At 43.9% G+C, this 12,501-nt stretch carries 9 protein-coding genes, 8 tRNA genes and 2 rRNA genes (1 of these 19 cut by a window edge); 1 reads left to right on the top strand and 18 read right to left on the bottom strand.

Translation table 11 applies throughout. The features are described 5' to 3' along the window. Positions 1-77 precede the first annotated feature (77 nt). The 8 genes from glmM to MHH33_RS01400 form a co-directional block, all read right to left on the bottom strand. Positions 78-1,430, bottom strand: a complete 1,353-nt coding sequence (glmM, locus tag MHH33_RS01435; protein ID WP_016429494.1) for a phosphoglucosamine mutase — start codon at positions 1,428-1,430, stop codon at positions 78-80. 28 nt (positions 1,431-1,458) lie between these two features. Further along, positions 1,459-2,742, bottom strand: a complete 1,284-nt coding sequence (locus MHH33_RS01430; RefSeq protein WP_016429493.1) for a CdaR family protein — start codon at positions 2,740-2,742, stop codon at positions 1,459-1,461. After that, complete coding sequence (gene cdaA / locus MHH33_RS01425; protein WP_016429492.1) at positions 2,735-3,571, bottom strand: diadenylate cyclase CdaA; 837 nt, start codon at positions 3,569-3,571, stop codon at positions 2,735-2,737. Before cdaA ends, MHH33_RS01430 begins: the two co-directional genes overlap by 8 nt. 257 nt (positions 3,572-3,828) lie before the next feature. Continuing rightward, the gene (locus MHH33_RS01420) at positions 3,829-4,455 is read right to left on the bottom strand and encodes an anti-sigma factor (RefSeq protein WP_016429491.1); all 627 of its coding nucleotides are present in this window, start codon (positions 4,453-4,455) and stop codon (positions 3,829-3,831) included. Positions 4,456-4,467: 12 nt separating this feature from the next. After that, positions 4,468-5,031, bottom strand: coding sequence for an RNA polymerase sigma factor SigW (gene sigW / locus MHH33_RS01415; RefSeq protein WP_342542708.1), 564 nt, complete (start codon positions 5,029-5,031; stop codon positions 4,468-4,470). Between the two features lie 237 nt (positions 5,032-5,268). Beyond that, positions 5,269-6,174: an arginase gene (rocF, locus tag MHH33_RS01410; RefSeq protein ID WP_342542707.1), complete on the bottom strand. Its 906-nt coding sequence runs from the start codon at positions 6,172-6,174 to the stop codon at positions 5,269-5,271. A 67-nt stretch (positions 6,175-6,241) separates the two neighbouring features. Beyond that, a complete protein-coding gene (locus MHH33_RS01405; protein ID WP_342542706.1) occupies positions 6,242-6,826 on the bottom strand; it encodes a GNAT family protein in 585 nt (194 codons plus the stop codon). Positions 6,827-6,855: 29 nt separating this feature from the next. Beyond that, positions 6,856-7,926 (bottom strand): citrate/2-methylcitrate synthase, encoded by a 1,071-nt coding sequence (locus tag MHH33_RS01400; protein ID WP_342542705.1) that lies wholly within the window; start codon positions 7,924-7,926, stop codon positions 6,856-6,858. A gap of 93 nt (positions 7,927-8,019) precedes the next feature. Here MHH33_RS01400 and MHH33_RS01395 point away from each other — a divergent pair, with 93 nt between their 5' ends. Next, positions 8,020-8,910 carry a LysR family transcriptional regulator gene (locus MHH33_RS01395; protein WP_342542704.1) on the top strand — a complete coding sequence of 297 codons (891 nt, stop codon included), beginning with the start codon at positions 8,020-8,022 and terminating at the stop codon, positions 8,908-8,910. Positions 8,911-8,975: 65 nt separating this feature from the next. Here the strand turns inward: MHH33_RS01395 and MHH33_RS01390 are convergent. The 10 genes from MHH33_RS01390 to MHH33_RS01345 all read right to left on the bottom strand — a co-directional run. Beyond that, positions 8,976-9,048 (bottom strand) — tRNA-Ala (locus tag MHH33_RS01390). 22 nt (positions 9,049-9,070) lie between these two features. Then, positions 9,071-9,143 (bottom strand) — tRNA-Lys (locus MHH33_RS01385). Positions 9,144-9,155: 12 nt separating this feature from the next. Continuing rightward, positions 9,156-9,230 (bottom strand) — tRNA-Gln (locus tag MHH33_RS01380). Positions 9,231-9,248: 18 nt separating this feature from the next. Next, positions 9,249-9,332 (bottom strand) — tRNA-Tyr (locus tag MHH33_RS01375). Between the two features lie 22 nt (positions 9,333-9,354). After that, a tRNA-Val gene (locus MHH33_RS01370) sits at positions 9,355-9,430 on the bottom strand. 158 nt (positions 9,431-9,588) lie between these two features. After that, positions 9,589-9,663: transfer RNA gene (locus MHH33_RS01365), tRNA-Glu, on the bottom strand. Between the two features lie 38 nt (positions 9,664-9,701). Next, positions 9,702-9,774, bottom strand: a tRNA-Thr gene (locus tag MHH33_RS01360). A gap of 13 nt (positions 9,775-9,787) precedes the next feature. After that, a tRNA-Asn gene (locus MHH33_RS01355) sits at positions 9,788-9,862 on the bottom strand. A 20-nt stretch (positions 9,863-9,882) separates the two neighbouring features. After that, a 5S ribosomal RNA gene (gene rrf, locus MHH33_RS01350) occupies positions 9,883-9,998 on the bottom strand. Positions 9,999-10,065: 67 nt separating this feature from the next. Then, positions 10,066-12,501: ribosomal RNA gene (locus tag MHH33_RS01345) — 23S ribosomal RNA — on the bottom strand; it runs 496 nt beyond the window's last position.

Raw genomic sequence — 12,501 nt, 5'->3', positions numbered from 1 at the left:
GATTTGTTTTTAAACGGGAATTTATATACACAGAACGACAGAAGACCAACTTCATAGAAGCTGGCCCTCCAAATAAATTATTCTGCTAGTCCCATTTCAGTACGCACAACTTCAGCAATGCGTTCCACATATCGTTCGCAATCTTCTTGCGTTGACGCTTCAACCATGACACGCACCAATGGTTCAGTACCGGAAGGACGTACCAACACGCGGCCATTGCCAGCCATTTCTTGCTCAACTTCCGCAATGACTGCCGCCACTTTTGCATTATCCGTTACGCCATGTTTGTCCGTGACACGTACATTCACAAGTTTTTGTGGGAAAATCGTCATTTCAGCTGCAAGTTCAGACAGCTTCTTGCCTGTAATTTTCATGATGTTCACCAATTGAAGACCCGTTAGTAAACCATCACCTGTTGTATTATAATCCAGGAACACGATGTGTCCTGATTGTTCTCCACCTAAATTGTAGCCATTGTTTTTCATTTCCTCGACAACATATCGATCACCAACCGCTGTTTGCACGCTACTCATACCATGAGATTCAAGCGCCTTATAGAAGCCCATGTTACTCATAACTGTAGAAACAACTGTATCGTGCTTCAAACGGCCTTCACTATGCAAGTGCTTCGCACAAATGTACATAATTTGATCGCCATCTACGATTTGACCTTTTTCATCCACTGCAATCAGACGATCGCCGTCTCCATCAAACGCAAGCCCTACATGAGCTCCTTTGTCAACGACAAACTTAGCCAATACTTCAGGGTGAGTAGATCCGACACCTTCGTTAATGTTCAAACCGTTCGGTGATGCACCCATCGTGGAAAGATCCGCATCCAGGTCAGCAAAAACATGAGTTGCTAAAGAAGAAGTAGAGCCATGTGCGCAGTCCAAAGCAACATGGATGCCAACAAAATCTTCATCCAACGTTTGCTTTAAGTAACTGATGTATTTTTGTCCACCTTCAAAGTAGTCCGTAACAGATCCTAAATTGCCGCCAACCGGGCGTGGCAATTCATCCACTTCTGTATCAATAAGCGCTTCGATTTCCGCTTCTTGTTCATCAGAAAGTTTGAAGCCATCAGAACCAAAGAATTTGATTCCATTATCTGCAACCGGGTTATGTGAAGCTGAAATCATGACGCCCGCTTCAGCACTCATCACACGCGTTAAGTAAGAAACACCTGGCGTACTGATGACGCCTAAACGCATAACTTCTGCACCTACAGATAAAAGACCAGCAACCAGTGCACCTTCCAGCATATGACCGGAGATACGTGTATCACGTCCAATCAAAACTTTCGGACGACTTGTAGCTTCTTTTGTTAAAACGTATCCACCGATACGACCTAATTTAAATGCTAATTCTGGTGTAAGCTCGCTATTCGCAACGCCTCGTACCCCATCAGTTCCAAAATATTTACCCATTTATCTATTCTCTCCTTCAAATCCAAACTTAAGCTCGCACGACATCCACTGTGACAGAAGGTGAAGACACCGTCCAAGTCACGTTTTCAGGACCTTCAACGGTGACAACCAAAAGATTTTCACCGTTTTCAGCTGTGCTTGCATCTACATATACTTGAAAATCCTTCGCACTCAAGGTGTCAATATATGGACTTTCTCCTCGTACAGTCAAGAGGACTTGACCACTTTCAGGTTGGCTGAATGCGTAATGATCCTTTTCATTCAACCCTTTGACTTCTACATTAACATCCGCGAATTCACGGGATTTTGTTTTAACTTCGTTATCTTCTTCAGCTGGCACTTGGCCGGACTCTTCCACCGACTCTTCTTTAGGTGCTGGTGTCACATCAACAAGTACTTCCAGTTGAGATTCAGAAAGTCTCGACACACCTTTAGGTACCGGTAATTTCAATGCGAGTTCTTTTGATTCTTCAAGCTTACTCACATCTACGTCCACCTTGATTGACTCCAATGCATCGACAACCGCTCGGTTTCCGTACACACGTACATACTCAAATGATGGCGTTAAATCATTAATTATTACGCCTTCTTTAGGTGGCCCGATTTGCCTTAAAGCAATGGGTACCTCTTTGCTATATTCTTCAATGTTAACCGTGACGTCCACTTGAGCAGGTTCAATGGTCACATTCAATTTGGATAAATCCTTATCCAATACTTTTACGCTCGCTTCTTGCGTAAATGTTTTATTGAGTCCTGGCTCTCCCCCGACAGTTGCTTTTACAAAACTGATGCTTTCAACTACACTTTTCGCTCCCGTTATCAATACACGTTCAGGGTTCGTTTTCATGCCCGTCACGATAAAGTCTTCAGCCAGCAATCGTTCGTTAAATTCAGCATCTACCCGCATTTCCCGGGTTATTTTCTCTTCAATACTCACTTCGATATAAGAAGGATCTAAGGTGACTTCAAGTTTTTCTGACACGTTCTCCACTTGGAGCATGACATTATGCTGACCCATATTCAAATTGCGTAAATCCACAAAGACGGTGAAATCTTGCAACTGTTTTGCTGATTGTACAATCGACGTAGGTCCTTCTATCGTTACATCAACTGTTTCTGGAACTCCCGTGACCACTAAGTTCTCATCATCATAATAGACTTCCACCGGCACATCGCGAATAATATCCGTCATGTTCCCGTTCGTTGATGCATTCAAGCTTTCTTCATCGGATTTAATTGTCAAGAACAAAAGCATGGCAAGAAGTAGCGCAGTGATTCTCAAAAACCAAGGGCTATTCATCATTTTATCCATTCTTTTTCCCCCTCCACGTCCATTTAGAAGTGCTAACCATTTCAGGTTCAGGTCCAAACCACACTTTACGCAAGCGTGTTTCAAATTCTTCAATGGATAGATTTCTGTGAAGGTCTCCGTTAGACGTTAAACTAACCGCTCCCGTTTCCTCAGATACAATAATGGTAATGGCATCCGTCACTTCGCTTATACCCAGTGCCGCACGATGACGTGTACCAAGCTCTTTCGAAATGAATGGACTTTCAGATAACGGCAAATAACAGGCAGCAGCCGCTATTTTATTTTTTTGCATAATAACCGCTCCATCATGAAGTGGCGTATTCGGTATGAAAATATTAATCAATAATTCCGATGTAGTTTCAGAGTTCATTTTAATACCCGTTTCAATGTACTCCGTTAACCCTGTCTCGCGTTCAATCGAAATCAACGCACCAATTCGGCGTTTTGCCATATAGCTTACAGATTTCGTCATGGCTTCAATTAATCGATTTTGCTCTTCTGCTTCTTGAAGGCTCGTGCGGGCGAATAATTTACCTCGACCTATCTGTTCGAGTGCACGTCTTAGCTCCGGTTGGAAAATAATAATAATGGCAAGAAAGCCCCAGTCAATGATTTTTTGCATCATCCAACCAAGTGTATCCAATCCAACTGTTTGCGTTAGCACCCGGACAATGATGATTACAAAGATTCCTTTTAATAATTGGACCGCTTTCGTTCCTTTTATCAAAGTGAAGATCTTATAAATGACAAACCACACGAGTAACACATCAAGTATATTAACGAGCACGTTTACCGGCGTCAAATCGGTGAATTGGTCAATAAACGGCATGTGGCATCCCCCACTTTTCATCACATATTCATATGGAATCAGTATAACATAAACATCCAGCCTTCTGCCTAATAGCGCAACGCTTCAGGCAAGATTGACACTTATAGCGCATGGATTTTGGCCTATGCGTGTTTTGGGGACTTCTATTCGCTTTTCCACAAATTCTATTCGCGTTCACATATTTCGCAGCCGGAATCACGTCCTATCTCCTACCTTTCAATAGAGACAAAGCAAAAGCCCACCCTCAATGGGTAGGCTTATTTATCTTCTTTTCCATCAACAAGCGACGTGACGTCTTTTGCGCCTGCTTTAATTTTGTACCAAAGCCAATCAAACACTTGATTGATTTCTTCTATTTCACCTGTCACATTGGCTGTTGATGCCATATACTGTCCATTGATTACCGTTACATTCCCATCTACTTCTCCATCAATTTGAAGGTCACCGTTTTTGACAACCAAGTCCCCTTTGACAATCTCTCCTGCAGGAACGATTACTTTTTCTCCTTCAACCACAAGATTTGGTTGTTTTGTAAACGAGAAATGTTGGTCATCGTTATAACTGGAGAAGAGTGAAGCACTCATCAGAATCATAAACAAGGCTGCAGCAGTCAGTAGTGGATGACTGTGGAACCAGCGTTTCATCCCAACTTTTGATGTTTCTTTTGGCAATCGTGCCGTCACGCCTTCCACAAAACCATTCGGTGCTGAAATATGTGAAGCGCTCTGAACGAACGCAGCGACTTTGCTTAACTCATGCATGTGCTGTTGACAAGACGGACAACTGGCTAAATGGGATTTGAGCTCCTGCTCATGTTCACCACTGATGTCGCCATCCAAATATTCATGCATATAGTGAACGATATGTTCTGGACATTTGTTCATCGTGAATCCCTCCTACATGTTACTCAATTGCTTTCTGAGCGCTTCGCGCCCTCTGTGGATACGGGTTTTCACAGTTCCAAGTGGCATTTCCAAAATGTCACTGATTTCCTGGAGCGGCAAATCCTCCATATATTTCAGTACAATCACTGCGCGGTACTTATCCGGCAAGCGACTGATTTCATATTGGACACGGTCTTGCATTTCCATTTTCATTACCTGATCTTCCGGCAATTCTTCTGAGGCAGCGATTTGCGAGTACATATTCAAACCTTCTGTACCTGAAACCTCTGCATCCAAGTAATAATCCGGTTTCTTCTTTCTTATACGGTCGATACACAAATTGGTTCCAATTCGGTATAACCAAGTTGAAAATTTTCGATTTGTATCAAACGTATGGATGTTAATAAAGGCACGAACAAATGCTTCCTGTGCGATATCCTCCGCTTCATGCCTGTTTCCAAGCATACGAAAACATACACGATATAATTTATCTTGGTATAGCTCGACAATCTCCGCGAATGCATTTTGATCGCCTTTTAATACTTCTTTTATTCGTTTGTTGACCAAAGCATCCATGGTGATTTCCCCTCCGCTCATGCGGCTGTCTTACTTATACGGATTAAAGTTGAGACAGGTTTCATCTTTTTTATCAATACCTTATATTATATCAGAAATATTTCAAGATACTTACAATTAATTAAAAACTTACCTATAAGTTGACGGCCATTCATGTCAATTAGTGGCATGAAATTAAATACAAAAACAGTTCAACCATTAAGCATCATATGCCAGGCTGAACCGTTCGATATTAACTTATAATAATTTTTCGCCGAATAGTGAGCCCATCAAAGCTACAGCTACATCCGCTGTTTTATTTTTCTCATCAAGAATCGGGTTTACTTCAACGAATTCAGCTGATGTGATTATGTCTGCAGAATACAGCATTTCCATCGCTAAATGACTTTCGCGGTAACTGATTCCACCCGGTACAGGAGTTCCCACACCTGGTGTATAAATCGGATCAATTCCATCTAAATCAAGTGATAAATGGACACCATCTACTTCACGATCTTTTAAATACCACATAGCTTTGTCCATAACTTCCGTCATTCCAAGCTTATCGATATCATGCATCGTGAACACTTTGATGCCTTTTTCTTTAATTAACTCACGCTCACCAGGATCAATTGAACGTGCGCCGATAATGACAACATTTTCAGGCTTGATTTTTGGTGCAAATCCACGAATATTCACCAATTGTTCATCGCCCAATCCAATACTTACTGCAAGTGGCATTCCGTGAATATTACCAGATGGAGACGTATCTCCCGTATTTAAATCTGCATGCGCATCGTACCAGATAACGCCTAGATTTTCATAACGATCGCCTAAACCAGCCAATGTGCCAATGGCAATACTATGATCTCCACCTAGAATAAGCGGGAATTGACCATTTTCCATAACATCATGGATTTTATTAGCTAAAGTTGTACTTGCATCTGTTACTTCTTTTAAGTTGCGTAAATTTGTATTCGTTGGAGCAGTTTTTTCTGCCGCTGCAATTTGGATATCGCCTTCGTCTGTTACCGTGTGACCAATCTCTTCTAAACGTTCAACAACGCCAGCGTAACGAATCGCACTCGGTCCCATATCAACCCCACGACGATTTTGCCCCAAATCCATCGGTACCCCAATTAAAGATATATTTAATTTATTCATTATTTTATACCTCCCCATTTACTTAGGTCTATTGTAAATCAAGAGGTACACTTGGCTCAACTGCACATCATTTTGAATATTTATTCATTTTTTCTTGCAACCCTTTGTTGACGCTGGCCCACTCTTTATCAATGATTGAGTAAACAACTGCATTGCGCGGTTTTCCAGTCGAGCGAATTCGTTCATTTCGTAAGATGCCTTCTTTTTGGGCTCCGAGTCGTTCAATCGCTTTTTGAGACTCCACATTTTCTTCATCTGTTTTAAATTGAACGCGAATCATGCCAAGCGTTTCAAAGGCATATGTGAGCAGCAGCCACTTAGCTGTCGTATTGATATGCGTCCGTTGAAATGGTTTGCCATAAAAAGTACCGCCTATTTCACATGTTTTATTCGCATGGTCAATGTTATATATACGTGTAGAACCATACAGTTCATCCGTTTTTGAGTTCGCTGCAACAAAAACAATTGTCGAAACAGTTAATTGCATATCTTCATAGCCGGAGCTCATCCACTTTTCAAACTCTTCCATATGTTGAAATTTATTAAGCATAAAAGTAAACGTTTCGAACGTTGTCAGTTTCCACAGTCTTTCAATATCGGATTCTTGCATCGGTCGTAACGTCACATCATCATGCATTAATAAAACGCTCATATTCCACACTCCCAACAACTTTTACACTATCATACAAAAGTTTTTCCAATATATACAGACTGCGGTCTGAAAATTGTGTTATCTTCTGCTTGTTCCATCGCATGGGTAGTCCACCCGACAATTCGAGCCACACTGAAGGTAGGTGTAAAGAGTGCCGGGTCCAAATTAATGGCCCGCATGATGGCCGCTGCATAGAACTCGACATTGGTATACAGCTTGCGGCCAGGTTTATGTTCATTTAACAGATGAATTATTTCTTTTTCAGCAAAAGTAGCAAGATCAAGCCATGCATCTTCTCCTTGAAGTGATAAACATTTTTCACGAAGCACAATCGAACGTGGATCTTCCGTTTTATAGATTCTGTGACCGAACCCCATTATGCGTTCTCCTCTAGCTAGCTTTTCTTCTATGACTGCACGCACACCTTCGGGAGACTGCATCTCATCTAATAAATCAAGCACCCCTGAAGGAGCACCTCCATGTAAAGGACCTTTCATCGTCCCAAGTGCAGATACAATTGCAGATGGAATATCAGACTCCGTTGAGATGGTGACACGTGCAGCAAACGTCGATGCATTCAAACCATGCTCCATTGTTAATAACAAATACGTCTCAAGCGCTTCCACTTGTGCAGGTGTTGGGGATATCCCTGTTAACAAGTATAAAAAGTTGGCTGTATGTCCGAGATTATCAAGTGAAGACAAAGGCTCCAATCCTTGTTGTCTTCGATAATAAAAAGCAACGATTACCGGAAGAGCAGCTGTTAAAATAACCGATTGTTCATATGTTGATTTTCCCAGGAATGACGGGGTTCCGTAAGCCGAAACAGCTACCTTCAATACATCCATCACTTGTAAATCAATGGGCAATTTCCCCATTAGGTTTAGTACATGTTCAGGAAGTACTCTTCCTTCTTTCAGTAATGAGGAAACTGGTTCCTTCTCTCCTGTCCATAAAAATGTGGACAACTGTTCAAATGTTGCATTTGGGATGATTTTATCCACAAGTTCTCCACGGTAGCGCAATTCACCTTTGTCTCCATCGACCGATGCGATTTTCGTGTGAACGGCCACCACGTCTTTCAAACCTTTTTGAAACATACTGATCGCCTCCTATAAAAGAAGTATACGTCGGCAAATTGATTATAAAAATTAAATAGTTATAATTAACTTAATTAATTTTCTTAAATAGAGGTGTTTGTTATTGAAATTCAATGGATAAAAACATTCAGTGTAGCTGCCAAGACGCTTAATTTCCGTAAAACTTCCGAGCAACTTTTAATGTCACAACCGAGTGTTTCCGTGCACATTAAATTGTTGGAAGAATTTTTAGGAATTTCTTTATTTGAACGTAACAAAAACCGGGTTACGCTATCGGATGCTGGCAAATTATTTGTGGATAAAGCAGACAAACTCCTTCAACAATATGAAGAAAGTATCCAAACCATTCATGCTTACAAACAGGGGTTTAGAAGGAATTGGACCATTGCCATTTCTCCGTTGTTGGCAGAAACCATATTACCTCATATCCTGCGTTCATTTATGCGGCAACATCCAGACTTAGAAATCACGATTCGCGTGGAAGAATCGCACCTCATCGAAGAACTTGTGGATAAAGAAGACGTGCATTTGGGGATATCCGCATTAAATTCGACTTATAAACATATTGAATCGATTCCAATTTTTGAAGAACCTCTTCTTTTCATTGCTCCTGTGGATATCTATGATGATGAAAGTGGACCTGCGTACGATGAAATGGAGTTTTTACAAACTTATACACTGTTTACCCACCATCACCCCGTGTTTTGGGATGACGTGTTGATAAAGTTAAGAAAACAAGTAACCGGCTTGCGTTCCATGAAAGTCTCTCAAGCACATATCACCAAACGTTTTATCCAGGAAGGGCTCGGTATCTCATTCCTTCCTCACTCTATTGTCAGACGTGAACTACTGGAGGGCAGATTGAAGAATGTCCATTTTGATTTATTTGAATTACCGAAAGTCACGACCTATGTTGTCGTAAAGAAACAAGGGGAATTGGAGAAAGAGTTCATTCAACTCTTGTCATCGCATTATTTTGGATAAACATGATTTCATAAAAACAAAAAAAGATGTTTGGAATATAAATATTCCAAACACCTTTTCAATTATGGAGCCTAGCGGGATCGAACCGCTGACCTCCTGCGTGCAAGGCAGGCGCTCTCCCAGCTGAGCTAAGGCCCCGAAAAAAGATTAAATAAAAAAATGAGCCATGTAGGATTCGAACCTACGACCCTCTGATTAAAAGTCAGATGCTCTACCAACTGAGCTAATGGCTCGTACAAGTGTTATGGCTGGGGTACCTGGATTCGAACCAGGGCGTGACGGAATCAAAATCCGTTGCCTTACCGCTTGGCTATACCCCATTAGTAAAATCGAAAAAATGGTGGAGGGGGGCGGATTCGAACCGCCGAACCCGAAGGAACGGATTTACAGTCCGTCGTGTTTAGCCACTTCACTACCCCTCCAAGGGTAAACATATAAAAATAATGGTGGAGGATGACGGGCTCGAACCGCCGACCCTCTGCTTGTAAGGCAGATGCTCTCCCAGCTGAGCTAATCCTCCGGTAAAAAGAATGAAAAGCGGCGTATTTCGTTGTCAACTCACGCATTCATTTCAGTCACGTACTTTTGTACGTTCCCTCATTCATTCGTTCGTTTCCTAGAACTACTTGCTTTTGATCCTTTTTACGAACTGGTTAAAGTTACGTAAAAAGAAATTCATGGTGACCCCTACGGGATTCGAACCCGTGTTACCGCCGTGAAAGGGCGGTGTCTTAACCGCTTGACCAAGGGGCCGATATGTATGATAAACGAGTACTGTATTTTTGGAAAAAAGCTTCCAACCGGGCTCGAACCGGTGACCTCTTCCTTACCATGGAAGCACTCTACCTGCTGAGCTATGGAAGCAAGAAGAAAGTAGTGGCTCCGAAGGTAGGACTCGAACCTACGACCAATCGGTTAACAGCCGATTGCTCTACCACTGAGCTACTTCGGAATAAAAGTATAAATAAAAAAGCCTAGCGACGTCCTACTCTCACAGGGGGAAACCCCCAACTACCATCGGCGCTAAAGAGCTTAACTTCCGTGTTCGGTATGGGAACGGGTGTGACCTCTTTGCCATTATCACTAGACTTTTTTTTGAGTGTTTGTTCACTCAAAACTGGATAAACGGGTCATTGAAAACCATTCAAATTCATTTTGGTTAAGTCCTCGATCGATTAGTATTCGTCAGCTGCACACGTCACCGCGCTTCCACCTCGAACCTATCTACCTCATCGTCTTTGAGGGATCTTACTTACTTGCGTAATGGGAAATCTCATCTTGAGGGGGGCTTCATGCTTAGATGCTTTCAGCACTTATCCCGGCCACACATAGCTACCCAGCGATGCTCTTGGCAGAACAACTGGTACACCAGCGGTGTGTCCATCCCGGTCCTCTCGTACTAAGGACAGCTCCTCTCAAATTTCCTACGCCCACGACGGATAGGGACCGAACTGTCTCACGACGTTCTGAACCCAGCTCGCGTACCGCTTTAATGGGCGAACAGCCCAACCCTTGGGACCGACTACAGCCCCAGGATGCGATGAGCCGACATCGAGGTGCCAAACCTCCCCGTCGATGTGGACTCTTGGGGGAGATAAGCCTGTTATCCCCGGGGTAGCTTTTATCCGTTGAGCGATGGCCCTTCCATGCGGAACCACCGGATCACTAAGCCCGTCTTTCGACCCTGCTCGACTTGTAGGTCTCGCAGTCAAGCTCCCTTCTGCCTTTACACTCTACGAATGATTTCCAACCATTCTGAGGGAACCTTTGGGCGCCTCCGTTACACTTTAGGAGGCGACCGCCCCAGTCAAACTGCCCGCCTGACACTGTCTCCTGCCCCGCTAAGGGGCAAGGGTTAGAAGTTCAATACAACCAGGGTAGTATCCCACCGACGCCTCCTCCGAAGCTGGCGCTCCGGAATCTCAGGCTCCTACCTATCCTGTACAAGTTGTACCAAAATTCAATATCAGGCTACAGTAAAGCTCCACGGGGTCTTTCCGTCCTGTCGCGGGTAACCTGCATCTTCACAGGTACTATAATTTCACCGAGTCTCTCGTTGAGACAGTGCCCAGATCGTTACGCCTTTCGTGCGGGTCGGAACTTACCCGACAAGGAATTTCGCTACCTTAGGACCGTTATAGTTACGGCCGCCGTTTACTGGGGCTTCAATTCGCACCTTCGCTTGCGCTAAGCACTCCTCTTAACCTTCCAGCACCGGGCAGGCGTCAGCCCCTATACGTCACCTTACGGTTTTGCAGAGACCTGTGTTTTTGCTAAACAGTCGCCTGGGCCTATTCACTGCGGCTCTCTCGGGCTTTAACACCCTAATAGAGCACCCCTTCTCCCGAAGTTACGGGGTCATTTTGCCGAGTTCCTTAACGAGAGTTCTCTCGCTCACCTTAGGATTCTCTCCTCGACTACCTGTGTCGGTTTGCGGTACGGGCACCTTCCACCTCGTTAGAGGCTTTTCTTGGCAGTGTGAAATCAGGAACTCAGACCTAATGGTCCTTGTCATCACAGCTCAACGTTATAGGAACGGGATTTGCCTCATTCCACGCCTTACTGCTTGAACGTACATAACCAACAGTACGCTTACCCTATCCTTCTGCGTCCCCCCATTACTCAAACGGTGGAGTGGTGGTACAGGAATATCAACCTGTTGTCCATCGCCTACGCCTATCGGCCTCGGCTTAGGTCCCGACTAACCCTGAGCGGACGAGCCTTCCTCAGGAAACCTTAGTCATTCGGTGGACGGGATTCTCACCCGTCTTTCGCTACTCATACCGGCATTCTCACTTCTAAGCGCTCCACCAGTCCTTCCGGTCTAGCTTCAACGCCCTTAGAACGCTCTCCTACCACGGATTCCATACGGAATCCATCCACAGCTTCGGTGAATTGTTTAGCCCCGATACATTTTCGGCGCAGCGTCACTCGACCAGTGAGCTATTACGCACTCTTTAAATGATGGCTGCTTCTAAGCCAACATCCTGGTTGTCTAAGCAACGCCACATCCTTTTCCACTTAACAATTACTTGGGGACCTTAGCTGGTGGTCTGGGCTGTTTCCCTCTTGACTACGGATCTTATCACTCGCAGTCTGACTCCCAATTATAAATCTCTGGCATTCGGAGTTTGTCTGAATTCGGTAACCCGGGATGGGCCCCTAGTCCAAACAGTGCTCTACCTCCAGGATTCTCAAAATTGAGGCTAGCCCTAAAGCTATTTCGGAGAGAACCAGCTATCTCCAGGTTCGATTGGAATTTCTCCGCTACCCACACCTCATCCCCGCACTTTTCAACGTGCGTGGGTTCGGGCCTCCAGTAAGTGTTACCTTACCTTCACCCTGGACATGGGTAGATCACCTGGTTTCGGGTCTACAACTACATACTCTATCGCCCTATTCAGACTCGCTTTCGCTGCGGCTCCGCCTTCTCAGCTTAACCTTGCATGCAATCGTAACTCGCCGGTTCATTCTACAAAAGGCACGCTATCACCCATTAACGGGCTCTAACTACTTGTAGGCACACGGTTTCAGGATCTCTTTCACTCCCCTTCCGGGGTGCTTTTCACCTTTCCCTCACGGTACTGGTTC

It is taken from the genome of Paenisporosarcina sp. FSL H8-0542, from assembly GCF_038632915.1.
GTDB lineage: Bacteria > Bacillota > Bacilli > Bacillales_A > Planococcaceae > Paenisporosarcina.
The sequence above is the reverse complement of the archived record's forward strand: the minus strand, read 5'-3'. Positions and strand labels throughout refer to the sequence as shown.

Coding starts and splice junctions, on each gene's coding strand:
- MHH33_RS01400 (WP_342542705.1), bottom strand. CDS start 7,926: ATGTTTCAAAAAGGTTTGAAAGACGTGGTGGCCGTTCACACGAAAATC.
- rocF (WP_342542707.1), bottom strand. CDS start 6,174: ATGAATAAATTAAATATATCTTTAATTGGGGTACCGATGGATTTGGGG.
- MHH33_RS01405 (WP_342542706.1), bottom strand. CDS start 6,826: ATGAGCGTTTTATTAATGCATGATGATGTGACGTTACGACCGATGCAA.
- glmM (WP_016429494.1), bottom strand. CDS start 1,430: ATGGGTAAATATTTTGGAACTGATGGGGTACGAGGCGTTGCGAATAGC.
- MHH33_RS01430 (WP_016429493.1), bottom strand. CDS start 2,742: ATGGATAAAATGATGAATAGCCCTTGGTTTTTGAGAATCACTGCGCTA.
- cdaA (WP_016429492.1), bottom strand. CDS start 3,571: ATGCCGTTTATTGACCAATTCACCGATTTGACGCCGGTAAACGTGCTC.
- MHH33_RS01420 (WP_016429491.1), bottom strand. CDS start 4,455: ATGAACAAATGTCCAGAACATATCGTTCACTATATGCATGAATATTTG.
- sigW (WP_342542708.1), bottom strand. CDS start 5,031: ATGGATGCTTTGGTCAACAAACGAATAAAAGAAGTATTAAAAGGCGAT.